This is a genomic window from Antrihabitans cavernicola (genome assembly GCF_008297975.1).
GTDB classification, from domain to species: Bacteria; Actinomycetota; Actinomycetes; order Mycobacteriales; family Mycobacteriaceae; genus Antrihabitans; species Antrihabitans cavernicola.
In genome coordinates this window covers 205390-228806 of sequence record NZ_VLNY01000003.1, presented here as the reverse complement: position 1 = coordinate 228806, position 23417 = coordinate 205390, and the positions used below count along the sequence as shown (strand labels likewise).

The following is a 23417-nucleotide window of genomic DNA, read 5'->3' as shown; positions in this document are numbered from 1 at the left end:
TGTCGTTACAATGGTGAATACCCGGTGACTGACCGGGGAAACCCGACAGACCTCTCCGCCGGAAAACACTCTGGCGTGACGCCGCACGACACCGTCACGAAAGGGCGTACGTGGTAGCCACGAATACCCGTCAGACCGACTCTCTGACCGAGAACGGTACCAACGACGACGCGAGCGCTTCAGCCGCAGCATCGGGTACCAGGGCTCCGGCCAAGAAGGTAGCGGCGAAAAAGGCTCCCGCAAAGAAGGCGCCGGCTAAGAAAGCTGCCGCCAAGAAGGCGCCCGCTAAGAAAGCTGCACCGACCGCGGACAACGCCGACGGCGCGGACAGCAACGAGATCGAAGACATCAGTCAGCTCGAAGTACCCGAAGGCGAGTTGGCGGCAGCCGAATCCGACGTCGTCGAGGTGGTTGCCGTCGGCGCCGATGCGACCGAAGACGACGGCGCTGTCGAGGAACCGACGCCCGCTGACAAGGCGTCCGGCGACTTCGTCTGGGACGAAGAGGAATCCGAAGCCCTTCGCCAGGCGCGTAAGGATGCCGAGCTCACCGCGTCCGCCGACTCGGTCCGCGCGTACCTGAAGCAGATCGGCAAGGTCGCCCTCCTCAACGCCGAGGAAGAGGTGGAACTCGCCAAGCGCATCGAGGCCGGGCTCTACGCCACCGAGAAGATGCGTGAGTTCGCCGAGAAGGGCGACAAGCTCCCCGTTGCTCAGCGTCGCGACCTCACCTGGATCTGCCGTGACGGCAACCGCGCGAAGAACCACCTGCTCGAGGCAAACCTCCGACTGGTCGTGTCGTTGGCCAAGCGCTATACCGGTCGTGGCATGGCGTTCCTGGATCTGATTCAGGAAGGCAACCTCGGTCTGATTCGCGCGGTAGAGAAGTTCGACTACACCAAGGGCTACAAGTTCTCCACGTATGCAACCTGGTGGATCCGTCAGGCCATCACCCGCGCCATGGCCGACCAGGCCCGCACCATCCGTATCCCGGTGCACATGGTCGAGGTCATCAACAAGCTCGGCCGCATCCAGCGTGAACTGCTCCAGGACCTGGGCCGCGAGCCCACCCCAGAAGAGCTCGCCAAGGAAATGGACATCACGCCCGAGAAGGTGCTGGAGATCCAGCAGTACGCGCGTGAGCCCATCTCGCTGGACCAGACCATCGGCGACGAGGGCGACAGCCAGCTCGGCGACTTCATCGAGGACTCCGAAGCCGTTGTCGCAGTAGATGCCGTGTCGTTCACCCTGCTGCAGGATCAGCTGCAGTCGGTGCTGGAGACGCTGTCCGAGCGCGAGGCAGGCGTCGTTCGCCTGCGCTTCGGCCTCACCGACGGTCAGCCGCGCACGCTCGACGAGATCGGCCAGGTCTACGGCGTCACGCGTGAGCGCATCCGTCAGATCGAGTCGAAGACCATGAGCAAGCTGCGTCACCCGTCGCGCTCGCAGGTGTTGCGCGACTACCTGGACTAGGCCCGAACTGGACTAGACCGAACAGGATGCCCCTCGCAGTGCGCGAGGGCCTCTCGAACGCTAAGGTTCCCGCTATGCATATCGGTAACACCACGCGCCGCGGCGTCACCCTGGCGATCTCGGCTGTCGGCATCGCGGCGGCAAGTGTCGCGCTCGCCGTGCCCGCGTCGGCATCGTCGCTCGACACCAATGCTTCGGTCGGCCAGATCAACGCCGCCCGCGCCAAGCTCGGCTGCGCATCACTCTCGGTGAACCCGCAGCTCACTGCGGCCGCTCAGGGCCACTCGGCGGACATGGCCCGGACCAAGAACGTGTCGACCATCGGCTCGGACAAGTCCACGCCGGATACCCGGATCGCGGCTGCGGGCTACGCGGCCAGCAGCACCGCGGAGCTTCCGCTGACCACCGACTTCAACGCGTCGAGCACAGACGTCACCAAGGCGCTTCTGAACAGCGACAAGGTGAAGACCAACCTCGCGAACTGCACCTTCACCCAGGTCGGCTTCGGTCTGCAGGCCGGCCCGAACGCGCTGTCCTACTGGACCATCGATTTGGCGCGCCCGAAGTAACCTGCCTCCCTGAGGTAGTCGGCACAGCACGGGTACGGTCGGCTGTGTGCCGCTGGTAGCAGGCGTCGATTCGTCGACGCAGTCGTGCAAGGTCGTCATTCGCGATGCCGATTCGGGCGTGCTCGTCCGCTCGGGACGAGCGACCCATCCGCCGGGCACCGAAGTGGATCCCGCGGAGTGGTTCGTCGCGCTCGGCGAAGCGATCTCCGCGGCGGGCGGGCTCGACGACGTGGCCGCACTGTCGGTCGGTGCTCAGCAGCACGGCTTGGTGTGTCTGGATTCCAGCGGTGAAGTGGTGCGACCCGCCCTGCTGTGGAACGACACCCGATCCGCGGATGCGGCGACCGCTCTGGTCGAGGAACTCGGTGGCGCTCAGGCATGGGCAGACGCCGTCGGCGTCGTCCCCCTTGCCGCGATCACGGCAAGCAGACTTCGGTGGGTCGCCGATGCCGAACCACACAACGCCGACCGCACCGCGGCCGTCTGCCTCCCCCACGACTGGCTCACCTGGCACCTCGGCACCGACGCCGGCCTCGACGCGTTGGCAACCGATCGCGGCGACGCCAGCGGCACCGGCTACTTCTCGGCCGTCACCGACGAATATCGAGAAGACCTGCTCCGCTTGGCATTTCGCGACCGGCGCCCACAGCTGCCTCGAGTAGCCGGCCCATACGAGCGGGTCGGCGAGCATCGTGGTGGCGCCGTGATCGGCCCCGGCACCGGCGACAACGCCGCCGCCGCCCTTGCGCTGGACGCAGGCGAGGGCGACGTCGTGATCTCGATCGGCACGTCCGGCGTCGTGTCCGCGGTGTCGAGTGCGGCGGCTCGCGACGCCTCCGGAATTGTCGCCGGGTTCGCCGACGCGACCGGACGCCAACTCCCCCTCGTGTGCACGCTCAACGCCGCTCGCGTCCTCGATGCCACCACGACGCTGCTGGGCGTCGACCACGCCGCGTTGTCGTCGCTCGCCCTTGCAGCTCCGCCCGGTAGCGATGGCCTGGTGATGGTGCCGTACTTCGAAGGCGAACGCACACCCAACCGACCGCACGCCACCGGTGCCGTCCACGGTTTGACCATCGCGACGTCGACGCCTGCGCATCTCGCGCGCGCCACCGTCGAAGGTCTGTTGTGCGGCCTCGCCGACGGCGTCGATCACCTGATCGCCCAGGGCGTGCAGGTGCGTCGCGTGATCCTGATCGGCGGCGGTGCCCGCTCGGAAGCCGTGCGCCGACTCGCCCCGGCCATCCTCGGCGTTCCGGTGCTGGTGCCCTCGCCGGGCGAGTACGTCGCCGACGGCGCCGCACGCCAGGCGGCCTGGACGCTCGCCGGAACCGATCGACCGCCGACGTGGCCGCAGGCCGATACCCAACGCTACGAAGCGGATCCGCAGCCGCAGGTGCGCGAACGCTACGCCGCGGTTCGCGACCTCACCGACGGTGTGCAGCCGCCTACGGAGTGAAGAACGGATCCTGATCGGGTGAATTCGGCGTCGTCGAACGCTGGAGGAACCGGACGGTGGGTTCGACAAGTCGGGCTGCGGTAGGTCCCAGCACGGCCATCAGCAACACGTAGGCGGTCGCCAGCGCCGCCAGCTCCTTCTCGACAGCCCCCGCGGTGACCGCGAGACCGGCGATGACGATCGAGAATTCGCCGCGCGCCACCAAGGCCGCACCCGCGCGAGCGCGACCCATCTTGCCGACGTTCTGCCGTTTGGCCGCCCACCAGCCGGTCGCCACCTTGGTGAGGGTGGTCACCACCGCGAGCACGATCGCCCAGCCCAGCACCGGCGGGATGCTTGCCGGATCGGTGCTCAGACCGAAAACGACGAAGAACATGGCCGCGAACAGATCACGCAGCGGTTCCAGCAGTTTGGCGGCATTGTGGGCCGTTGAACCCGAGATGGCGATGCCGAGCATGAACGCGCCGACAGCGGCGGATACCTGCAGGGCCGACGCGACACCGGCCACCAGCAACGCCGCACCGAGCAGTTTCAGCAGAAACACTTCCCGATCCGCACTGTCGACGATCGCCGACACGTAATGCCCGAACCGCAATGCGACGACCAGCACCCCGGTGATCACCAGGAGCGCGATGCACAGAGCTTTCAACCCGCCGAACACCCCGACGCCGGCGAGCAACGCGGTGAGGATCGGCAGATACGCGGCCATCGCCAGGTCCTCGAACACCAGGATCGACAGCACCACCGGCGTCTCACGGTTACCGAGGCGTCCCAGATCGGTGAGGACTTTTGCGACGATGCCCGACGACGAAATGTAGGTGACGCCGCCCAATGTGAGCGCGCCGGTGGGGCCCCAGCCGAGGGCGAGCGCCACGATCGCGCCAGGGGTCGCGTTGAGCACGATGTCGAGCAGACCCGCCATCCACGATCGGCGCAGACCGGTGACCAGTTCGGGTGCGGTGTATTCCAACCCGAGCAGCAACAGCAGCAGAACAACGCCGATCTCGCTGGCAAGATGACTGAACTCGTTGGCCGCCCCCAACGGAACGAAGCCGCCGCTGCCGAAGGCGAGCCCGCCGAGCAGATAGAGCGGGATCGGTGACATGCCGAACCGCCCCGCGACACGGCCGAGCACCCCCAACGCGAAGAAGACTGCACCCAACTCGATGAGTGCAAGCGCTGTGTTATCCATGTCGGTCCCAGCGCAGGGCCATAACCGTCACCCGTGGTGCAAGATCTTGGCGGCGGCGTCGAGCCCTTCCGAAGTGCCGACGACCACGAGCAGGTCACCGGCTGTGAATGTGAAGTCGGGGCCGGGCGACGGGTGAACCTGTCCCGCACGCATGGCAGCGACGATCGACACCTTGGTCCTAGTCCGCATGGCGGTCTCGCCCAGGGTGCGGCCGTCGAAGGGCGAGCCTTCGAGAATCGGCATCTGCCGGGTGCTGATGCCCGGCAGGTCGCGGTGTTCTTCTTGCAGTTGCGAGACCAACTGCGGCGCACCCAGCAGGTTGCCGAGCACCGCCGCCTCCTCGTTGGAGAGCGGTACCTGGGCTGCGCAGGCATCCGGGTCGTCGCGTTTGGAGACGATCAGATCGACCGTCCCGTCGCGGTGGGTTACCACACCGATGCGCCGACCGGAGGCAAGTTCGAAGTCCTTGCGGACACCGATTCCGGGCAGCGGAGTCACTTCCACGTTCACATGCTCGACACTATCCCCGTACCTGCCTTCGCCGCAGAGCACCCGGACAATTCAGGCTGTCCCGTCACTCGACGAACAGTGCGGTGGCCGCGTCGCTCGCCAACAGAAACCCGACGATGCCGAGCATCCACCCGAGAGCACTGTCGGCGTGCCGGGACACGAACCCGTCCACCCGCGCCAGCATCGCCTCGACGCGCTCGCCTGCTACCGATCGAGCGACGATCGCGATCGCCGCGGGTGCGATCATCACCGCGCAGTAGCCCGCCAGCAATGGAATCCATTGCACGGCAGTCGTTCCGGTCGATACGATCAGCCCGATCGCGGCCAGATACGGCAACATCGAGAACAGTTCGATCGATCCCGCACTCACCGCCAGCATCGCAAGACCCCGCCCCGACGATTGGGCGTCGAGTGCTCTGGCGCGCCACCGAACAGCCCGATCCGGTGCCCCGGCTCTGCGCCGTCTCGCGGAGTCGAAACGCCAGGACACGGCGAACAAGGCGACACCGACCACGAGTTGCGGCCACAGCACCACAGGCGTTCGCACCTCGGCCGTCAGCGTGTCGATACCCGTTCGCACCGCAATCGTCAGCGCGATCCCGACCATGAAGTAGAACGCCGCGATCGCGCCGAGATACTGCGCGAGACGCCGTGCGGGTGGTCGCTCCGACGCCAGCAACAGCCACACCGGGATCACCAACGTCCCGATGCTGGTGGCGTCGATCAACGCCAGACCGGCCAGCGTTGCGATCACCATGCCGACGTCGCCAGTTGCCTACACCTGGCACTGTGGACCGTATGCCGAGAACACTTGCCACCACAGATCGAGTGGGCCGCGCCGAGCTGCTCGAGTTCGTCACTCCCCGACACAACATGGTGCTCACCACTTTTCGCGCCGACGGCTCGTTGCAGAGTTCGCCGGTGACCGGCGGCGTGGACGGCGACGGGCGAATCGTGATCGCCAGCTACCCCGAGCGGGCCAAGACACGCAATGTTCGGCGTGCAGGCAAGGCCAGCGTCACTGTGCTGTCCGACGAGTTCAACGGCGCGTACGTGCGGGTCGACGGCCCCGCCGAGGTGATCGATCTGCCCGACGCCGTGGAGCCGCTTGTCGATTACTTCCGGGTCATCGCCGGCGAACATTCCGACTGGGACGAATACCGAGCGGCAATGGTCGAGCAGGGCAAAGTCCTGCTGCGGGTCACGCCCGAGCGGTGGGGTCCCGTCGCCAAAGGAGGGTTCCCGCCCGGGCGGGCCTGAATCGGTCACACCTACACGGTGATTCGGTAGTCGCTCGACCACATCGGGCAATGGTCGGATCGAGCCGTCATCCCTTCGTCTGACTCGATGTCGCCCGTCCTGTGCTCTGATGGAAACATGCGCCGTTGGTCCGAGTTGCCGGCTTCCGCGCAGGACGCGGTCATCGCGGTGGGCGCGTTCTGCTTCGGCGCGTCGCTGTATCCGATGGGGCTGTTCTCGTTCGGGGACGGACCCGATCGCGGACTCCCGGTGCGATTCGCCGTCTTGGCGCTGTTGTGTTGCGCCACCTACTTTCGACGGTCGATCCCGATCGCGGCACTGCTCGGCGGGCTGATTCCGCTCGCGATCGATCTCGGCTTGGGAGCGTCGGTTCCCATCTGGCTGATCTACTCCGATCTGATCTACGCCGCCGTGTTGTACGGCTCGCGAACCAAGTCGCGGGCCGTCGTGATCGCGTCGGCCGTGCTGTCCGTCGTGTTCTGCATCGGCGTCGGCATAGTCGCCGACGACTGGCGCGTACTCGCCGTCGCCATGGGTGCGGCCGTCGCCTTCGTCGGGACGCCGATCTGGTGGGCGATCACCGTCCGCACCCACAAGGAGATCGCGGAGTCCGAACGTCGCCGAGCCGCGGCGATGGCGGTGGTCGCACAACTCGATCGGCAAGCCGCGATCGCGGACGAGCGCAACGTGATGGCCCGCGACCTGCACGATGTGATCGCGGGACATCTCTCCGCGATCGCCATCCAGTCGGAGGCTGCGCTCGCGATCGCGCGGACCGATCCGAAATCGGTGCAGGCCGTGCTGGAGTCGGTGCGCGCCAACAGCATCGGGGCACTCGACGAGATGCACACGATGATCGGGCTGTTGCGGTCGTCGTCGAACGATTCGGATACAACGGCGCCCCGGCGACTCGAACATCTGCCGATGCTGGTCGATTCGACGCGCGCGACGGGCACCGAGGTCACCGTGCTTCGAACCACAGATCACCCGGTGCCGACCGCGGTCGATCACACCGCTTACCGCATTGCCCAGGAGGCGCTCACCAACGCGATGAAGCACGCGCCTGGACGTCCCGTCGACGTCGATGTACACGCACAATCGGGTCGATTGTTACTCGACGTCAGCAACGCTCTCGCCCGCCACACACCACGCGCCGCGAACTCCCTCGGCCGCGGCCTGACCAATATGCGCGAGCGCACCGAGCTGCTCGGCGGCACCTTCGAAGCGGGCCCCGGCTCGGGTCGATGGCGGGTACACGTGTCGCTGCCGCTGACCGCGGGCGCTGCGCGGTGACTCCCGTTCGAGTGCTGATCGCCGACGATCACGCCGCCATCCGATCCGGCCTACGACTCATCCTCGGCAACGCCGACGGCATCGAGGTGATCGGCGAGGCTGCCGACGGCGACATCGCAATCGCGCAAACCATCGCGTTGCGGCCCGACGTGGTGCTGATGGATGTGCGCATGCCCGGGCTGGACGGCATCGCGGCCACCGAACGCATCACCGCAGACGGCGACGCTCGGGTCCTGATCCTGACAACCTTCGACATCGACGAATACGTGTTCCGCGCGCTCCGCGCCGGCGCATCGGGGTTCCTGCTCAAGTCGGCGTCGGCCGACGCACTGGTCGATGCGGTGCGTGCCGTCGCTGCAGGTGAGGGTGTGTTGGCGCCACAGGTCACCCGGACCTTGATCGACGCATTCGCCGCGACCGCATCGCACCCGGCCGTGCAGCCCGCCGGGCTCGACACCCTCACCGAACGCGAACGGGAGGTGTTGACGTGTGTGGGCGACGGTTTATCCAACGCACAGATCGGCGCGCGATTGTTCATCGGCGAAGCAACTGTGAAGACTCACGTGTCGCGCGTGCTCACCAAGCTGGACGTGCGTTCGCGAGTGCAAGCCGCGATCGTGGCGCAGGGCATGGACAATCAGCCGTGACGACTATCGATCGGCGCGCGGAACGGAGTGCAGGCGCGCCGCACGATCACGCAGGTACGCCTTCTCCGGTTCGCTTTCGGTGAGGTCCGCTGCCGCGAGGTAGCCGGACCGCGCTACGGCGTCGTCACCGAGCAGCTCGAGAAAATGCGCACGCACGGCATGCAAGCGGTGATTCGCGACGAGCCGGTGATCGTCGTCGAGCAGGGCGAGCTTCTGCAGACCGGCATCCGGGCCGCGCAACATCGCCACCGCGACCGCGTGGCCCAGCGACGCCATCGGATTGGGTGCGATGGCCTCGAGCACCTCGTAGAGCACCAGAATTTGCGCCCAGTCCGTCTCCTCGCTGCTCGGCGCCTCCGCGTGCAACGCAGCGATGGCTGCCTGCACCTGATACGGCCCGAGCGGTAATCGGGCCAGGCTGTCGGTGATCAGCGCGACGCCCTCGGCAATCGCATCGCGGTCCCAGAGCTGCCTGTCCTGTTCGGCCAGCGAGATCAGGGAGTCGTCGGGGCGGGTGCGGGCAGCCCGGCGCGAATCCAGCAGGAGCATCAACGCAAGCAGACCCGCCGCCTCACCGTCGCCAGGTGCCGCCGCGACCAGAAGTCGCGCAAGTCGGATTCCTTCCGTGGCCAGCTCACCGCGTTGCCCGGAACCGGAGCTGGCCACGTAGCCCTCGTTGAACACCAGGTAGAGCACGTGCTCCACAGCGCGGAGCCGATCATTGCGCTCCCCCGCGGGTGGCATCGCGAATTGCTGCCCCGATCGCCTGATCTTTTCTTTCGCTCGCGTGATGCGTTGCGCCATGCTCGCCTCGCCGACCAAGAACGCCCGCGCGATCTCCGCAGTCGTGAGACCGCCCACAGCTCTGAGCGTGAGCGCAACTTGCGATGCGGGTGTCAGCGACGGGTGGCAGCAGAGAAACAGGAGGGTGAGCGTGTCGTCTCGGTCCAGGTCACCGATGGGATCGGTTGCCGCGAGCTCGCGCAACGACAGTTCGGCGTCCTGCGTCTCCCGGCGAACCCGGGCGAGATCGCTGCGCAGCGCGTCGATGAGCTTGCGGTGCGCAACCCTGATCAACCAGGCCGTCGGGTCGTCTGGGATGCCGGTGTCGGGCCAGTTGGCGTAGGCGGCAAGGGTCGCCTCCTGCACCGCGTCCTCGCACATCTCGAAATCACCGCTGCGCCGCACGAGCGCGCCGAGCACGTGGGGAGTCGAGCGCCGCAGCACCCGCTCCACCTCCGTGCCGGCCGCCATGTCAGTGATCCGGCTGCGACGTCATCCGACGGACCTCGACCAGTCCGAATTCCGCCTCGGACAGCTTTCCCGCAATCTCTGTCGCCCGATCCATACTCGGGCATTCGACGATGTAGTAGCCGGCGACGATTTCCTTGACCTCCACGAACGGTCCGTCGGTCACCTCGGCAACACCGCCCTTGTTTCGCACGATTTTCGCACCGTCGATCGGCAATTCGTTGGTGTCGACGAATTCGCCAGACGCTTCGAGTTCCGCGCGCAGGGCCTCGTGTGCGGACATCAGCTTTCGGAACGAGTCGGCGTCCATCGCGCTCCAACTTTCACGATTGCCGTAGATCAGGATCATGTACTTCACGGAAAGGTCCTTACGTCGGGGCCCCGATTCGGCGCCATCGTGCAGAGGACGGAACCAGCCGTCATTTCTCTACATCGGCGCGAACACGCCGTCGTCGCCCGGCAGATAGTCGACGACATCGATCACCGCGGCCACCGGAAGCGGCCCGTACAGGTGTGGAAAAAGCATCGACGCCGGATCCGACGGAACTCCCGGTTCCCACTTGATCTCGGCGTCCAGTAAGTCCGGATCGACCCGCAACACCACGATGTCGCGACGGCCCGCAAAAAGCCTGTTCGCCGGTAGCTGAACCTGGGCGGGTGTCGACAGGTGCACGAAGCCATCGGTGGCCAGCGACGGGGGTCGGCACTCACCGAAACGCTGTGCGGCCGACCACTCGTCGGAGCTGCACATATGCACCAGTGTTTGCGCAAAGCTCACGATGGTAATTCTCCTCACAGGCCGTGAATCGGGCGTGTTTCGTGTTAGTGACAACACAATGAAACGCCCAAGGGAACAACTTGCGTCCTCCAAACGTCTGACAGAGTAGATCTACCGCACCAAACAAGTTGCGGAGGACAGGCCCAGGCAATCGGCGCAAGCCGTGAGCCAGGACGGAGGAGTCATGCCAGGAACTCTGACAAGCAGCACGCTGACAGCAGCCGATCGCTGTGATCGTTGTGGAGCCGCTGCCAAGGTCCGCGCAGTGCTGTCCACAGGAGGCGAACTCCTGTTCTGCCAGCACCACGCGAACGAGCACGCCGATCGTCTTCGTGAGCTCGATGCGACGATCGAGTCCGAGCCGGTACCGGTCGGCTAGTCCTTCGCCAAGTGCAATCGTTTCCCACAGCGGGTGGCCTTCGGGTCACCCGCTGTTGCGTTCTTCGAGCGAGGTCAGAAGCGCCGCAGCGACGCGATGCGATCGGTCAGCTGCTCCGCGGTTGCCACCGCCGTCGGTGGTCCACCGCATTCCCTGCGCAGGTCCCCGTGAATCACGCCGTGCGGCTTGCCGGTGCGATGGTGATGCATGGCGACGAGGCCGTTGAGTTCACGTCGTAGCTCGGCCAGTCGGTCCGCTGTCGCGGCGCGTTCCGCGACAGCCTGTGGGCGCACCTGGTTCTGCCCGACCGCCGTACGTTCCTCGATCTGCTTGCTCTGCCGATCGCGCAGCAAGGCACGCATCTGGTCGGCGTCGAGCAGACCTGGCAAGCCGAGATAGTCGGCTTCCTCGTCGCTGCCCGCGAAGGTGGCTGTGCCGAACGAAGAACCGTCGTAGATCACCTGATCCAGCTCGGCGTCCGCCCCCAGCGATGTGTAGGCGTTCTCGTCCTCGCCCGGCTCGTCCTTCTGCTTGTTGGCGTCGGCCAGCAGATCGTCGTCGAAGCCGTCTTTCTCGCGATGCGGCTTGCCGAGGATGTGGTCGCGTTGCCGTTCCAGCTGGCTCGCGAGGTCGAGCAGCACCGGCACCGACGGAAGGAACACGCTTGCCGTCTCACCGGTCCGGCGGGCACGCACGAACCGTCCGATCGCCTGGGCGAAGTACAGCGGCGTCGAAGCACTCGTGGCATAGACGCCGACAGCGAGCCGGGGAACGTCCACGCCCTCGGACACCATGCGCACCGCGACCATCCATTTCTGGGTGTTCGACGAGAACTCCGAAATGCGTTGCGACGACAGCGGGTCGTCGGAGAGAACCAGAGCCGGACGTTCGCCGTGCAAGGTCTCCAACAGGTCGGCGTAGGCACGGGCGGTGGTTTGATCCGTCGCGATCACCAGACCGCCCGCATCGGGAACACCGCCTGCGCGTAGCTGGCCGAGGCGGGTGTCTGCGGCGTGCAGAACCGCAGGAATCCAGTCACCGTTGGGATCGAGTGCTGTGCGCCAGGCCCGAGCGGTGTGCTCGGCACTCAGCGGCTCCCCCAGCCGTGCCGTGTACTCCTCGCCCGCACTGTCGCGCCAGCGGGCCTCACCGGAGTAAGCGAGAAACACCACCGGCCGCACCACGCCGTCGGCGAGGGCATCGGCGTAGCCGTAGGAGTGATCCGCCTTGGAGCGCGGCAGGCCCTCGCTGTCGGGTTCGTAGGTGACGAACGGGATTGCGCTGTCGTCGCTGCGGAACGGCGTGCCGGTCAGGGCGAGGCGACGGGTCGCACCGTCGAAGGCCTCGCGCACCGCCTCGCCCCAGCTCTTCGCGTCGCCGCCGTGGTGGATCTCGTCGAGGATCACCAGCGTGCGTCGGTTCTCGGTACGAACCCGGTGCTTGAAGGGATGCGACGCGATCTGCGCGTACGTGACGACGACACCGTGGTAGTCCGACGAGGTTTGACCGGTCGAGTTGGAGAATCGCGAATCCAACGAAATCCCGACACGCGCTGCCGCCTGCGACCACTGGTGTTTCAAGTGTTCGGTGGGCGCGACGACGGTGATCTGATCGACGGTGCGATCGGCGAGGAGCTCTGCCGCCACGCGCAGCGCGAAGGTCGTCTTGCCCGCGCCGGGCGTCGCCACCGCGAGAAAATCGCGCGGTTTGCTCGCCAAGTACTTCGTCAGCGCCCGCCGCTGCCAGGTACGGAGCGAGCCGGCCGCTCCCGAGACCTGCGTCACGGTGTGCTCCTGAACCTCGCCCGGCACGATCCCCCTCTTGCTCGTTTCGCTACAGCTATCGGATTGCCGAACGAGCTTAACTGCTCGCGGCGACACTCTCCGCGAGGCGCAAAGGGTGGCAGACTCGACACATCGAAGTTTCGCGACACGACCCTTGACAGCAGGCGGCGCGACACGTTGTCAGGAATGCTGGGAACCACCATGAGCGAAACACCGGGCGCAGAGAACGCGCCAGACGTATCGCCGAAGCACGTGTCGATGGTGCGAAAGATCTGGCAGGTCATCTGCAGAACCCTTGCCAAGGCCTGGTCGGACTCCATTTTCGGCAAATCGGCGACCGCCGCCTTCTGGCAGACGCTGTCCCTGCCGCCGCTGTTGCTGGGTCTGCTGGGCTGCCTCGGTTACGTGGGGACCTGGTTCGGGCCGGACACGGTCGACATCATTCAGCGCAAGATCATCACCTTCAGCCGCGATGCCTTCAGCTCCAGCGTGGTCGACCAATTGATCGAGCCCACCGTGCACGATGTCCTGCAGCGCGGGCGTGGCGAAATCGTCTCGGTCGGCTTCGTGTTGTCGCTGTGGGCCGGCTCGTCGGCGATCTCCACGTTCGTCGACTCCATCGTGGAGGCCCACGGCCAGAAGGACGCCAGAAACCCGGTGTGGCAACGCATATTCGCGTTGCTCGTCTATGTGATGTTTCTCATCCTCGCGGTCTTCATCCTGCCACTCGTCGCCCTGGGCCCGACCGTGATCGGTCGTGCGTTGCCCGAGTCCTGGGTCGCCGTGGGATCGCAGCTGCTCGACTTCTTCTACTACCCCGGTGTTGGGCTGCTGCTGATCATCGGACTGACCACCCTCTACAAGCTGGCGCTGCACAAGTCGTTGCCGTGGCACCGCCTGCTGGGCGGCGCCCTGGTGGCCGGTGTGTTCTTCATGTGCGCCAGCACGGTGCTGCGGATGTATCTGAGCTGGGTGGCGAAGACCGGTGTCAGTTACGGAGCACTCGCGACCCCCATCGCGTTTCTGCTCTTCACGTTCTTCCTCGGCTTCGCCGTGATCCTCGGCGCGGAGTTCAACGCGACGATTCAGGAATTCTGGCCCGCGCGTGCGACGCGGATCGATCAGATGCGGGAATGGCTGGCCAGCGAAGACGGCCAGGCGATCACCGCACCGGTGGCGAACATCGGCCGCAAACTTGCAACCGGACCCATCCGCATCGGTGACCGGGTGCGCTCGGTGGCGCGCAGCGATTCCGACGACGCCGACGACAACAACCCGACCGTGCCGCTGCGCCGCAAGACGCCCACACCGTCGCTGGAAGACGATGTGCCGTCGAGACGGCGAACTCAGTCGCCCTTGCGCAATCCTTCGTAGACTTTCTTGCATTCCGGGCACACGGGCGAACCGGGCTTCGCCGACTTGGTCACCGGGAACACTTCACCGCACAAGGCGACGACGTGGGTCCCCATCACCGCGCTTTCGGCGATCTTGTTCTTCTTGACGTAGTGGAAGAACTTGGGCGTGTCGTCCTGGGTGGTCTCGTCGGTCGTGGTTTCCGGGCGGATTTTGGTGTCGGTACTCACGTATCCATGATGCCGTATCGGCGTTGTCCGCGTGCTTTGCATCTCGATGTTCTGCGACGTGTGCATTTGATCGGCAGGAGTGCAACAGTGGAGGTATGGCACGCAGTGCAGGGCCTGGACGGCCCGTAGGTTTTTTCCGAGAGCCCGTCGAAAGCGGATCTCCAGGACGCCCGGCGGTCATCACCGCGGCAGCGCAATCGGTGGAAGAACAGCACCGAGCCCGGGTGAAGAAGTACACGATCATCATGTCTTTCCGCATCCCCGCGTTGATCCTTGCGGCAGTGGCGTACAGCGCTTTCGAGAATCCGCTCGTTTCCATCCTCATCATCGCGGCGTCCGTTCCGTTGCCATGGATCGCCGTCTTGATCGCCAACGATCGGCCGCCGCGCAAGAAGAACGAGCCGCGCACGTACAACTACGGAACCATCGCGCCCTCGGCACCCGCGATCGAGTCGCCACACCACACGATCGACGGTTAGTAACTCGTAGAGCAGTCGGTCCTCGGCTTTCAGGGCGTCAGCGTGTCGACTGCACGTCAGGCTCGCCCGAACGCGAGCGCCACGTTGTGCCCGCCGAAGCCGAACGAATTGCTGAGCGCGAACTCGATGTGCTGTTCGCGCGCAGCACCGGAGACGATGTCGAGATCGAACGCGGGATCCTGCTGCTCGAGATTCAGCGTGGGCGGCACCACCTGGTCGCGCACGGTGAGCACTGTCAGGATCGCCTCGAGCGCGCCGACCGCACCGATCGAATGGCCGAGAGCGGACTTCGGCGCGTAGATCGAGGCGTGCGGTGCCACGGCGGAAATGGCGTTCGCCTCGGAAGCATCACCGATCGACGTCGACGTCGCATGCGCATCGATGTGGTCGACGTCGCGGGCCGTCAACCCGGCAGTCTGGATCGCTTTGCGCATGGCCCGCGCGGCGCCCGCGCCGTCGGGATCCGAGCCGACGATATGGAATGCATCCGAGGTGATGCCCGCGCCGAGCACCCGCCCGTGCATCGTCGCGCCCCGAGCCTTCGCGTGCGCTTCCGATTCGAAGACCAGCAACGCTCCCGCTTCGCCGAAAACGAACCCGTCGCGGTCCTTGTCGAACGGACGAGAGGCACGGTGCGGCTCGTCGTTGCGCGTGCTCATGGCGCGCATCATCGCGAAACTGGCGATCGGCACGTCGGAAATGTAGCCCTCGACTCCGCCTGCGACCACCACGTCGGCCTCGCCGGTCACGATCAGCCGCCAGGCGTGCGCGATCGCCTCCGAGCCGGACGAGCAGGCCGACACCGGCGCGAACACACCGCCTTTCGCGCCGAGCTCGAGTCCGACCGTGGCAGCGGGCCCGTTCGGCATCACCATCGGGACAGCCATCGGCGACACCTTGCGGTAGCCGCCCGCGCGCATCGCATCGACCGCTGCGATCAGCGCATCACCACCGCCCAGACCGGTACCGATCACCACGGCGAGCCGTTCGCCGTCCACCTCGGGCGATCCGGCCGCATGCCACACCTGCCGCCCCAGCACCAGGGCCATCTGTTCGACAAACGAATGTCGACGCTGTTCGACGCGGGTCAGCGCGTCCGCCGGTTGCGACTTCAGCTTGCCGCCGATGCGGACGGGCAGGTCGTATTCGGCGACGAACGGATCGGTCAGCTCGCCGATTCCGCTCTCACCCCGCAGGAGGCGCTCCCAAGTAGCGCCGATCGTGTCGGCGAGCGAGGTCGTCGCGGCGAAGGCCGTCACCACGGCGGATCTAGTTTCTGAAGCGATCGGTACAGACATGATTCCATAAATACCTGTACCGATCGCTACAGTCAATCCATGGCTCGACCACTTGATCACGACAGGCGTGCGGAACTGCTGGCAGGAACCGTGCGCTACATCGGCACCCATGGCCTCACCGACCTCTCGCTGCGCCCGCTGGCTGCCGAACTCGGCACCAGCTCACGCATGCTCATCTACTACTTCGGCACCAAGGAAGAGTTGTTGATCCAGGCGCTGACCACGCATCGCCCGGACATTTCGTCCCTCTTCGCCGACGTGACCGACGCCGACGGATTGCGCTGGCGACTCCAGCACATGGGGAGCTCGCTGACGGACGGTGAAACATCCACCAGCACAAGGGTTCTACTCCAAGTCATGGGTGCCGCCTGCGTCGAGAAGCACGGACCCTTTGCCGAATACGTCATCGATGCCGTCGCGGTGTTGGTCACTGAACTCGCCGCCGTGCTGCACCGACTCGACGATCCGCCTGCCGATCCGATCGCGACGGCAACCGTGCTGATCTCCGGAATGCGCGGCATCATGCTCGACCGCTTCCTCACCGACGACATCGACCGCACCGACCGCGCCGCACGGCTGCTGGTCGACCAGGTACTGGCCACGATGGGCCACAATCACCACCATGGAGCAGAGCGCGTCGGACCTGATAGCCCTGTGTGACGATCTCCGCGAAGCCCTGATTCGGTGCCGATACGACGCGGACACCCTGCTCGAAACACTCGGCGCGGATGCGCATTCCGCACTGGGCAGGTCCGAGCCGGTTCCGGTGCGCCGAGCCGCGCGCGACGCCGGCGATCTCGGCACCTTGATCAGGCTGTTCCTGTTGGCCGACACCTGCTCTCGCGCCGATGTGGCCGCTGCGTTGCACCCGCTCGACCTGGACCGCGCGCTGGCCGCGGGACTGCTGGAGCCCGACGGTGATGGGGTCCGAGCAGGCCTCGATCTCCGTCCGCTCGATACCGGCGCTGGAAACCGCTGGATTCTGTCCGACCTCGACGGCAGCATCCGACCACGACCGGTCGACGCCGACCACGTCATCGGCGTCGGGCAGGCGTCGTTGTCGCTGCTCCAAGCCATCCCGACGGACCCCGTCGACACGCTGCTCGATCTCGGCACCGGCTGCGGCATCCAGGCAGTGCACTGCGCGGGATTTGCGCGCAGCATCACCGCTACCGACGTCAACCCGCGATCGGTGCGGCTCGCGGCTGCGACGGCGGCGCTGAACGGTCTCGACATCGAGGTGGTCCAGGGGTCGTGGTTCGAGCCGGTGGCGGATCGCACGTTCGATCGGGTGGTCGCCAATCCCCCGTTCGTCGTCGGATCGGCCGCGGTCGACCACTCGTATCGCGACTCGGGTCTCGATTTGGACGGCGCGAGCGAGCTGGTGGTGTCCGGCGTACCCGACCTGCTCAACGCCGGTGGAACCGCTGCATTGCTCGCGTCCTGGTTGCACGTCGACGGGCAGGACTGGCGCCATCGGGTCGCATCCTGGCTTCCCGATCACGGCATCGACGCCTGGTTCGTCCAGCGCGACGTCGCCGACCCGGCGTTGTACGTCGGCACCTGGCTGCGTGACGGTGGCCTGGATCCGCGCGACCACGAGACTCAGCTGCGCGCCGAACAGTGGCTCGATCACCTCGATGGTGCCGATGTGGTCGGCATCGGGTTCGGCTTCGTCTACCTCCGCAAAATCGACGGTCCCACCGAGGTATTAGCCGAGGATCTGTCGCACGGTTTCGCCGACCCGCTGGGCCCCGAGGCCATCGCCTACTTCGCGCGATCGGAGTGGCTGCGCGAGCACGACGTCGTCGATGCCCGGTTCCGCATCGAACCCACCACCGCGCTTGAACGCGTCTACCGACCCGGCGAGGAGGGCTGGCAGCAGGTGGTCGCCCGATTGCACCGCGGCAGTGGGCCCGCATGGCAACACGAGGTCGACGATCTGGCCATCGCATTGGTCGGCGGAATGCGCGCGGACGGTCTGGTGTTGTCCGAATTGGTCGAACTGTTGGCCGCCGCCCACGGCGAGGCCGTCACCACCGAACTGACCACCGCGGCAGCCGCCCTGGTCACGTCGTTGGTGCGGCACGGTTTGGTGCTGCCCGCCTGAGATCGGCCCGGGTTCCCGGTCACTGGCAAATCTTTTCAGTTCTCAGCAACTTCTCAGGACGCTGAGCGAAAAACCGCTGCTCGAGAGGGTTTGCAACGCAGTGGAACGGGAACTTTCTTTCGCGTGGAGCCGTTGAACTTCATGAGAGACCACCGATCAGGGAGGCAAGCATGACCAGCCCCAGCACCACTCGTTTGCGCGCCAGCAATGCCGATCTCGACGCTCAGAGCCCAGCCGCCGATCTGGTACGCGTGTACCTCAATGGAATCGGAAAGACGGCTCTGCTGACCGCTGTCGAAGAGGTCGATTTGGCCAAGCGCATCGAGGCTGGCCTCTACGCCCAGCATGTGCTGCAGAACGCGAAGCGTCTGACGGCTGCGAAGAAGCGCGACCTCGCCATCGTGGTTCGCGAGGGTCGATCGGCCCGTGCACACCTGCTGGAAGCCAACCTCCGTCTCGTCGTCTCCCTCGCGAAGCGCTACACCGGCCGCGGCATGCCGCTGCTCGACCTGATCCAGGAAGGCAACCTCGGACTCATCCGCGCGATGGAGAAATTCGACTACGCGAAGGGCTTCAAGTTCTCCACCTACGCAACCTGGTGGATCCGGCAGGCCATCACCCGCGGCATGGCCGATCAGAGCCGCACCATCCGGCTCCCAGTGCACCTGGTGGAGCAGGTCAACAAGCTCGCCCGCATCAAGCGCGAGCTGCATCAGCAGTTGGGTCGCGAGGCCACCGACGACGAGTTGGCGAGTGAATCGGGTATTCCTGTTCACAAGATCGCCGACCTGCTCGATCACAGCCGCGACCCGGTAAGTCTCGATATGCCGGTCGGCAACGACGAAGAGGCACCGCTGGGCGACTTCATCGAGGATTCCGAGGCGACGTCGGCGGAAAGTGCCGTGATCGCAGGATTGCTGCACAGCGATGTGCGCAGCGTGCTCGCCACGCTGGACGAGCGCGAGCAGCAGGTCATCCGGTTGCGCTTCGGCCTCGACGACGGTCAGCCGCGCACCCTCGACCAGATCGGCAAGCTGTTCGGACTGTCGCGCGAACGCGTGCGTCAGATCGAACGTGAAGTGATGGGCAAGCTCCGCAAGGGTGATCGCGCCGAGCGGCTTCGCTCCTACGCAAGCTAGAAACCGGTGAAGCGGCGGTAGACCACGGTCGCCGACGATTCACCCCCTCGCGTCGGTCGGATCGGCAGAGTCCTCCCCTCAGGGATCTGCCCGGTTCGACCGGCGCGCTTTTCTGTGTCCGGTTGCCCACGAGCGTGAGTCGGGGGACCCCTGCACGCCGTTTTCGGCAGTGAGGGAACCCCTCGCTCACGTCAGCTGAGGCGGCGTGGACCCAGATCGACACGGCTGGGCTCAGGTCCGATGCGCAGCCGTGAATACAACACCTCGGCGGTTGCGCCCGATGCGAGCACCGGCTCGCAGAACAATTCGCGAACCTCGGGCAGGTCGTCGCAAAGGGCCGAGATCCGTTGCACCAACTCGGTCAGAGCGTCTTTGTTCACCGGTTGCGCCGACTGATAGCCCGACAGCAACGGTGCCGCGCGGGGCGCATCGATCAGTTCGGTCGCCTCGTCCTCCGTCAGCGGAAGCGCACGGTAAGCACGATCGCCCAGCAAATCGAGGATCGTGCCGGAGAGACCGAACGAGATGACCGAGCCGAACGACGGATCGTCCTGCACGCGAACCACGCACCCGATGCCCTTGGTCGCCATCCGCTGGATGTGCAGCAGCGGCTGACCCGAGACCGCTGCCAGATCGTGATAGGCCACGGCAACAGCGTCGGGTCCGGCGAGGTCGAGCCGGACGCCGCTGAGATCCGCTCTGTTGCGCCATATTTCACCGGTCGCCTTCGCCGCGACCGGGTAGCCGATCGAACCAGCGGCATCGACTGCCTCGTCAGCGGTGGTGACTTCTCGAAAGTCGACGATGTCGATGCCGTAGCAGGACAGGATCTGCACCACCTCGATGTCGTTGAGCCACCGCCCTTCCGGTGCATCGGCCAGCCACTTCGACACGTAACTTCGCGCGCAGTCGACATCCATTCCGTCCGGCCTGCTCACCTGCGACGCCGGCCTGCTGCGCCAGTCGGCGTAGCGCCACACCCGGCCGAGTGCGTGCGCCGCCCGCTCCGGATCCGGGTACGACGGGATGGAGCCACGCCCCGGTTTGCCGTCCGGACCGACGATTGCGAGGTCGTCCGGAATGCCCTCGTTTGCAAGGAAAGTCGTGACGATCGGCTTACCGTCCACGCGCACGACCGACAGCAGCGCGTCCGCGAACGGCGTCATCGGCACGGCAACGGGCGGAGCAACCACCACGATCACCGAATCGATGTCCGGTGACTTCAACGCCTTGCGCAGCGCCTTGGCGAAGTCCTCCGGCGTTGCGCTCGGCCCCAGGTTGACCGGTTCGGCGACGTCGAGTCCCTCGCTCTGCGCGGCGTCGACCGCCAACCATGCCAAAGCGGAACTGTTGCCGACGATTCCGAGCCGCGGACCGGCAGGCAACGGCTGATAGGCAAGCAGTGCAGCGCAATCGAAGAGCTGGGAGATGGAATCCACCTGGATCACGCCTGCTTGGCGGAACAGGTCGCGCACGATGGAGTTGTCGATATCGCTGGCCGCCTCGCCCACCGCCGCCTGCGGTGTGCCGTTGCGTCCGCTGCGCACGGCGACGATCGGCTTGGTCCGCGCCACTCGGCGTGCCAGCCGCGAGAACTTGCGCGGGTTGCCGACACTCTCCAGATACAGCAGCACCACGTCGGTGTCGGAGTCCGAATCCCAGTACTGCAGAAGGTCGTTGCCCGACAGATCTGCGCGGTTGCCTGCGGAGACGAACGTAGACAGACCGAGTCCGCGGGTCGCGGCTTCGGCGAGGATCGCGGCACCGAGAGGGCCCGACTGGCAGAAGAACCCGATCCGCCCACGCTCGGGCAGGATCGGCGCGAGCGTAGCGTTCAATGCCACCGCTGGATCGTTGTTGGCGATACCGAGAGCGTTAGGGCCGACAACCCGCATGCCGTGGCCCCGCGCTTCGTGCACCAGCTTGCGTTCCGCGGCGAATCCGGCGCTGCCCGTTTCGCCGAAACCCGCCGACAGGACGACGAGACCTTTGACACCCTTGGCCAGACAGTCGTCGAGAACGGAGTCGATGGAGCCGGCGGGGACAGCGATCACCGCCAGGTCGACGTCGTCGGGAATCTCGCGCACCGTCGCATATGCGCGGACCCCTCTGACCGACCGATGCGACGAGTTCACCGGAAACACCGGGCCGGTGAACTCGCCTCGCAGCAGATTGACCAGCACCGCGTTGCCGACCTTGCCGGACTCCCCCGACGCGCCGATCACCGCGATCGATCGTGGCGACAGCAGGTTACGCACGCTGCGCGCCTCCGAGGCTCGCTCACGCGAATTACGCACGGAGGTCAAGGCTTCCGTCGGGTCGATGGCAAACTCGAGGTGCAGGACCGAGCCGTCCATGGTCCGGCGAATCTGATAGCCGGCTTCCTTGAACACGGTCAGCATTCCGCGGTTCTGCGTCAGTACTTCGGCGACGAAGACCTCGATACCGTTCTCCGCGGCAGCACCGGCGAGGTGCTCGAGCAGAATGGAGCCGAGACCGCGCCCCTGGTGATCGTCGGCGACGACGAACGCCACTTCCGCCGAGCGTCCTGGTGCAGCGTCGTCGGGTTCGACGGCGTTGCCGCCCGCGTCGGAGAGCCGTTCGTAGAGCCCGATCGCGATGATCTGATCACCGAGTACGGCGACGAGCGCGACCCGATTGCGGTGGTCGACGTTGGTGGTGTGCTCGACGTCGCGCGGCGACATCGTGGGATACGGGCCGAAGTAGCGCAGGTATCGGGTGCGCTCGGACAACCCACCGTGGAACGCGACGACCCGCTCGGCATCCGACGGCATGATCGGCCGCAATGTGACGACTCCACCGTCGGACGCGAGTACATCTGCACGCCAGTGCTCCGGAAAGTCCACTCGATTCGGCGCGTCAGTCACGCGGATCGTCCGCATCGAGGCCGAGTAGCGGGAACACGGCGCGTCGGGTCGCGAGTATCGAGGTGTCGAGCCGTCGCAGCGCGTTGTCGACGGCAGGCGAATGGGTTTCGGGTGTGCCGCCTGGACCGTCCCACCGTTGGTAGTTCACGTTGCCGCCGTCTCCCATCGTGGTCGGAATGCTCACCCCGGGCGCGAAGGCGCGCGCTCGTTCCTGCCAGGACTCCGGTATCGCCGACTCGGGGTCGATCTCGCGATCGAGCGCAGCCGCGATCAAGTGTGTCCATGCTCTGGGCACCACTCTGACCAGACCGTATCCACCGCCACCGACTGCGAGCCAACGCCCTTCCGCGTACCGGTCGGCGAGATCGCGCATCGCGAGGAACGCGGCACGCTGGCCGTCGACGGTCAATGCCAGATCCGCGAGCGGATCTTCGCGATGGGTGTCGACGCCGCATTGACTCACCACGATCTGTGGCCGGAACGCCTCGATCGCTCCCGGCACCACGGCGTGGAAACCGCGCAACCAGACTGCGTCGACGGTCCCCGGCATGACGGCCAGGTTGATCGCCGTTCCTTCGGCAGCTCCTTCACCGATCTCGCTCGACCACCCCGTGCTCGGCCACAACGTCGCCGGATGCTGGTGGATCGACACCGTCAACACCCGTGGATCGTGGGCGAACGCTCGCTGCACGCCGTCGCCGTGGTGGACGTCGACATCGATGTAGGCAATCCGGTCGTAGCCGTTGTCCAACAGCCACGAGATGGCGATGGCGACGTCGTTGTAGACGCAGAATCCTGATGCCGCACCGGCCATCGCGTGATGCATACCGCCGCCGATGCTGACCGCGCGACGGGTTCGTCCGGCGGCGATCTCGCGCGCTGCACTCAGCGTTCCGCCGGCGATGACCGATGCGGCCTCGTGCATTCGGGGAAAGATCGGATTGTCGGCGGAGCCCAGCCCGAACGGAGGGTCCACGGCATCGACGACAGTGGAGGTTCCCGCGTTCTTGACGGCCTCGATGTAGGCGGGTGTGTGGATCCGCAGCAGTTCGGATTCGGCGGCACTCGCCGGCTCGACGATCTCGATGCCGTCGAGTAGCCCGATGGATCGCGCGAGCGCCATCGTGAGGTCGAGGCGCTGCGGGTTCATCGGGTGTCCGCGTGCCCAGGTGTAGCCGAGATAGTCCGGGCTCCACACGACAACACGATCGCCGCCGGAGTGAATCGGCGTCGAATTCGCGCGCGACGACGCAGTCATAAGGGACACGGTACTTGGCTCACGGGAAGCTTCCCGCGGGTTACGACGTTCCACTACACAGCGGGCGG

22 protein-coding genes and 1 pseudogene are annotated in these 23417 nt (G+C 66.0%); 12 read left to right on the top strand and 11 right to left on the bottom strand.

Going from position 1 to position 23417, the window contains the following annotated elements:
• Window positions 1-35: 35 nt before the first annotated feature.
• The 3 genes and pseudogenes from FOY51_RS08290 to FOY51_RS08280 form a co-directional block, all read left to right on the top strand.
• Window positions 36-1472 (top strand): annotated as a pseudogene (locus tag FOY51_RS08290) (RNA polymerase sigma factor); the annotation flags it as partial.
• Between the two features lie 74 nt (window positions 1473-1546).
• Entirely contained in the window at window positions 1547-2041 is a 495-nt protein-coding gene (locus tag FOY51_RS08285) for a CAP domain-containing protein (protein WP_187776242.1), read from the top strand.
• Between the two features lie 46 nt (window positions 2042-2087).
• The gene (locus FOY51_RS08280) at window positions 2088-3500 is read left to right on the top strand and encodes an FGGY-family carbohydrate kinase (protein WP_149429739.1); all 1413 of its coding nucleotides are present in this window, start codon (window positions 2088-2090) and stop codon (window positions 3498-3500) included.
• Here FOY51_RS08280 and FOY51_RS08275 read toward each other — a convergent pair.
• From FOY51_RS08275 to FOY51_RS08265, 3 genes are all read right to left on the bottom strand, one after another.
• Window positions 3490-4692: a cation:proton antiporter gene (locus tag FOY51_RS08275; RefSeq protein ID WP_149429738.1), complete on the bottom strand. Its 1203-nt coding sequence runs from the start codon at window positions 4690-4692 to the stop codon at window positions 3490-3492. The genes FOY51_RS08280 and FOY51_RS08275 overlap by 11 nt on opposite strands.
• A gap of 27 nt (window positions 4693-4719) precedes the next feature.
• The gene (locus FOY51_RS08270; protein ID WP_149429737.1) at window positions 4720-5202 is read right to left on the bottom strand and encodes a cation:proton antiporter regulatory subunit; all 483 of its coding nucleotides are present in this window, start codon (window positions 5200-5202) and stop codon (window positions 4720-4722) included.
• 64 nt (window positions 5203-5266) lie between these two features.
• Window positions 5267-5959, bottom strand: coding sequence for a GAP family protein (locus FOY51_RS08265; RefSeq protein ID WP_149429736.1), 693 nt, complete (start codon window positions 5957-5959; stop codon window positions 5267-5269).
• Between the two features lie 41 nt (window positions 5960-6000).
• Between FOY51_RS08265 and FOY51_RS08260 the strand changes: the two genes are divergently transcribed.
• From FOY51_RS08260 to FOY51_RS08250, 3 genes are all read left to right on the top strand, one after another.
• Window positions 6001-6462: a PPOX class F420-dependent oxidoreductase gene (locus FOY51_RS08260; RefSeq protein WP_149429735.1), complete on the top strand. Its 462-nt coding sequence runs from the start codon at window positions 6001-6003 to the stop codon at window positions 6460-6462.
• Window positions 6463-6579: 117 nt separating this feature from the next.
• Window positions 6580-7755: a sensor histidine kinase gene (locus FOY51_RS08255; RefSeq protein ID WP_149429734.1), complete on the top strand. Its 1176-nt coding sequence runs from the start codon at window positions 6580-6582 to the stop codon at window positions 7753-7755.
• A complete protein-coding gene (locus tag FOY51_RS08250) occupies window positions 7752-8402 on the top strand; it encodes a response regulator (protein WP_235916197.1) in 651 nt (216 codons plus the stop codon). Before FOY51_RS08255 ends, FOY51_RS08250 begins: the two co-directional genes overlap by 4 nt.
• 3 nt (window positions 8403-8405) lie before the next feature.
• Here the strand turns inward: FOY51_RS08250 and FOY51_RS08245 are convergent, their stop codons facing one another.
• From FOY51_RS08245 to FOY51_RS08235, 3 genes are all read right to left on the bottom strand, one after another.
• The gene (locus FOY51_RS08245; RefSeq protein WP_149429732.1) at window positions 8406-9656 is read right to left on the bottom strand and encodes an RNA polymerase sigma factor; all 1251 of its coding nucleotides are present in this window, start codon (window positions 9654-9656) and stop codon (window positions 8406-8408) included.
• A 1-nt stretch (window position 9657) separates the two neighbouring features.
• Window positions 9658-10002: a YciI family protein gene (locus tag FOY51_RS08240; protein ID WP_235916226.1), complete on the bottom strand. Its 345-nt coding sequence runs from the start codon at window positions 10000-10002 to the stop codon at window positions 9658-9660.
• A 78-nt stretch (window positions 10003-10080) separates the two neighbouring features.
• Complete coding sequence (locus FOY51_RS08235) at window positions 10081-10404, bottom strand: DUF952 domain-containing protein (RefSeq protein ID WP_149430034.1); 324 nt, start codon at window positions 10402-10404, stop codon at window positions 10081-10083.
• Window positions 10405-10615: 211 nt separating this feature from the next.
• Here FOY51_RS08235 and FOY51_RS08230 point away from each other — a divergent pair, with 211 nt between their 5' ends.
• Window positions 10616-10810, top strand: a complete 195-nt coding sequence (locus tag FOY51_RS08230; RefSeq protein WP_149429730.1) for a DUF7455 domain-containing protein — start codon at window positions 10616-10618, stop codon at window positions 10808-10810.
• A gap of 74 nt (window positions 10811-10884) precedes the next feature.
• Here FOY51_RS08230 and FOY51_RS08225 read toward each other — a convergent pair whose 3' ends face one another.
• Window positions 10885-12594: a DEAD/DEAH box helicase gene (locus FOY51_RS08225; protein ID WP_149429729.1), complete on the bottom strand. Its 1710-nt coding sequence runs from the start codon at window positions 12592-12594 to the stop codon at window positions 10885-10887.
• A 258-nt stretch (window positions 12595-12852) separates the two neighbouring features.
• On the opposite strand from FOY51_RS08225, the gene FOY51_RS08220 reads away from it, so the two are divergent.
• Complete coding sequence (locus tag FOY51_RS08220) at window positions 12853-13968, top strand: YihY/virulence factor BrkB family protein (RefSeq protein ID WP_371830428.1); 1116 nt, start codon at window positions 12853-12855, stop codon at window positions 13966-13968.
• Here the strand turns inward: FOY51_RS08220 and FOY51_RS08215 are convergent.
• A complete protein-coding gene (locus tag FOY51_RS08215) occupies window positions 13941-14177 on the bottom strand; it encodes a DUF3039 domain-containing protein (protein ID WP_149429727.1) in 237 nt (78 codons plus the stop codon). The genes FOY51_RS08220 and FOY51_RS08215 overlap by 28 nt on opposite strands.
• A gap of 95 nt (window positions 14178-14272) precedes the next feature.
• Here FOY51_RS08215 and FOY51_RS08210 point away from each other — a divergent pair, with 95 nt between their 5' ends.
• On the top strand, window positions 14273-14656 hold the full coding sequence (locus FOY51_RS08210; RefSeq protein ID WP_149429726.1) for a DUF3099 domain-containing protein: 384 nt from the start codon (window positions 14273-14275) through the stop codon (window positions 14654-14656).
• A 56-nt stretch (window positions 14657-14712) separates the two neighbouring features.
• On the opposite strand, the gene FOY51_RS08205 is transcribed toward FOY51_RS08210, so the two are convergent.
• Window positions 14713-15954: a KasA/KasB family beta-ketoacyl-ACP synthase gene (locus FOY51_RS08205; protein ID WP_149429725.1), complete on the bottom strand. Its 1242-nt coding sequence runs from the start codon at window positions 15952-15954 to the stop codon at window positions 14713-14715.
• A gap of 39 nt (window positions 15955-15993) precedes the next feature.
• On the opposite strand from FOY51_RS08205, the gene FOY51_RS08200 reads away from it, so the two are divergent.
• The 3 genes from FOY51_RS08200 to FOY51_RS08190 all read left to right on the top strand — a co-directional run bounded on the left by FOY51_RS08200 (window position 15994) and on the right by FOY51_RS08190 (window position 19203).
• Entirely contained in the window at window positions 15994-16614 is a 621-nt protein-coding gene (locus FOY51_RS08200) for a TetR/AcrR family transcriptional regulator (protein ID WP_149429724.1), read from the top strand.
• A complete protein-coding gene (locus FOY51_RS08195) occupies window positions 16577-18064 on the top strand; it encodes a DUF7782 domain-containing protein (RefSeq protein WP_149429723.1) in 1488 nt (495 codons plus the stop codon). The genes FOY51_RS08200 and FOY51_RS08195 overlap by 38 nt, the downstream gene beginning before the upstream one ends.
• A 170-nt stretch (window positions 18065-18234) precedes the next feature.
• Window positions 18235-19203, top strand: coding sequence for a sigma-70 family RNA polymerase sigma factor (locus tag FOY51_RS08190; RefSeq protein WP_149429722.1), 969 nt, complete (start codon window positions 18235-18237; stop codon window positions 19201-19203).
• A 191-nt stretch (window positions 19204-19394) separates the two neighbouring features.
• On the opposite strand, the gene FOY51_RS08185 is transcribed toward FOY51_RS08190, so the two are convergent.
• Both FOY51_RS08185 and FOY51_RS08180 read right to left on the bottom strand, forming a co-directional pair.
• Window positions 19395-22106: a bifunctional acetate--CoA ligase family protein/GNAT family N-acetyltransferase gene (locus FOY51_RS08185; protein ID WP_149429721.1), complete on the bottom strand. Its 2712-nt coding sequence runs from the start codon at window positions 22104-22106 to the stop codon at window positions 19395-19397.
• Entirely contained in the window at window positions 22084-23349 is a 1266-nt protein-coding gene (locus FOY51_RS08180) for an acetoin utilization protein AcuC (RefSeq protein WP_149429720.1), read from the bottom strand. The genes FOY51_RS08185 and FOY51_RS08180 overlap by 23 nt, the downstream gene beginning before the upstream one ends.
• Window positions 23350-23417 lie beyond the last annotated feature (68 nt).

What these genes read in the sequence shown, in the direction of transcription:
- FOY51_RS08285 (WP_187776242.1), top strand. Translation starts at nt 1,547, where the DNA reads ATGCATATCGGTAACACCACGCGCCGCGGCGTCACCCTGGCGATCTCG.
- FOY51_RS08275 (WP_149429738.1), bottom strand. Translation starts at nt 4,692, where the DNA reads ATGGATAACACAGCGCTTGCACTCATCGAGTTGGGTGCAGTCTTCTTC.
- FOY51_RS08265 (WP_149429736.1), bottom strand. Translation starts at nt 5,959, where the DNA reads ATGGTGATCGCAACGCTGGCCGGTCTGGCGTTGATCGACGCCACCAGC.
- FOY51_RS08260 (WP_149429735.1), top strand. Translation starts at nt 6,001, where the DNA reads ATGCCGAGAACACTTGCCACCACAGATCGAGTGGGCCGCGCCGAGCTG.
- FOY51_RS08255 (WP_149429734.1), top strand. Translation starts at nt 6,580, where the DNA reads ATGCGCCGTTGGTCCGAGTTGCCGGCTTCCGCGCAGGACGCGGTCATC.
- FOY51_RS08245 (WP_149429732.1), bottom strand. Translation starts at nt 9,656, where the DNA reads ATGGCGGCCGGCACGGAGGTGGAGCGGGTGCTGCGGCGCTCGACTCCC.
- FOY51_RS08240 (WP_235916226.1), bottom strand. Translation starts at nt 10,002, where the DNA reads ATGATCCTGATCTACGGCAATCGTGAAAGTTGGAGCGCGATGGACGCC.
- FOY51_RS08235 (WP_149430034.1), bottom strand. Translation starts at nt 10,404, where the DNA reads ATGTGCAGCTCCGACGAGTGGTCGGCCGCACAGCGTTTCGGTGAGTGC.
- FOY51_RS08230 (WP_149429730.1), top strand. Translation starts at nt 10,616, where the DNA reads ATGCCAGGAACTCTGACAAGCAGCACGCTGACAGCAGCCGATCGCTGT.
- FOY51_RS08220 (WP_371830428.1), top strand. Translation starts at nt 12,853, where the DNA reads ATGGTGCGAAAGATCTGGCAGGTCATCTGCAGAACCCTTGCCAAGGCC.
- FOY51_RS08210 (WP_149429726.1), top strand. Translation starts at nt 14,273, where the DNA reads ATGGCACGCAGTGCAGGGCCTGGACGGCCCGTAGGTTTTTTCCGAGAG.
- FOY51_RS08205 (WP_149429725.1), bottom strand. Translation starts at nt 15,954, where the DNA reads ATGTCTGTACCGATCGCTTCAGAAACTAGATCCGCCGTGGTGACGGCC.
- FOY51_RS08200 (WP_149429724.1), top strand. Translation starts at nt 15,994, where the DNA reads ATGGCTCGACCACTTGATCACGACAGGCGTGCGGAACTGCTGGCAGGA.
- FOY51_RS08195 (WP_149429723.1), top strand. Translation starts at nt 16,577, where the DNA reads ATGGAGCAGAGCGCGTCGGACCTGATAGCCCTGTGTGACGATCTCCGC.
- FOY51_RS08190 (WP_149429722.1), top strand. Translation starts at nt 18,235, where the DNA reads ATGACCAGCCCCAGCACCACTCGTTTGCGCGCCAGCAATGCCGATCTC.
- FOY51_RS08185 (WP_149429721.1), bottom strand. Translation starts at nt 22,106, where the DNA reads ATGCGGACGATCCGCGTGACTGACGCGCCGAATCGAGTGGACTTTCCG.
- FOY51_RS08180 (WP_149429720.1), bottom strand. Translation starts at nt 23,349, where the DNA reads ATGACTGCGTCGTCGCGCGCGAATTCGACGCCGATTCACTCCGGCGGC.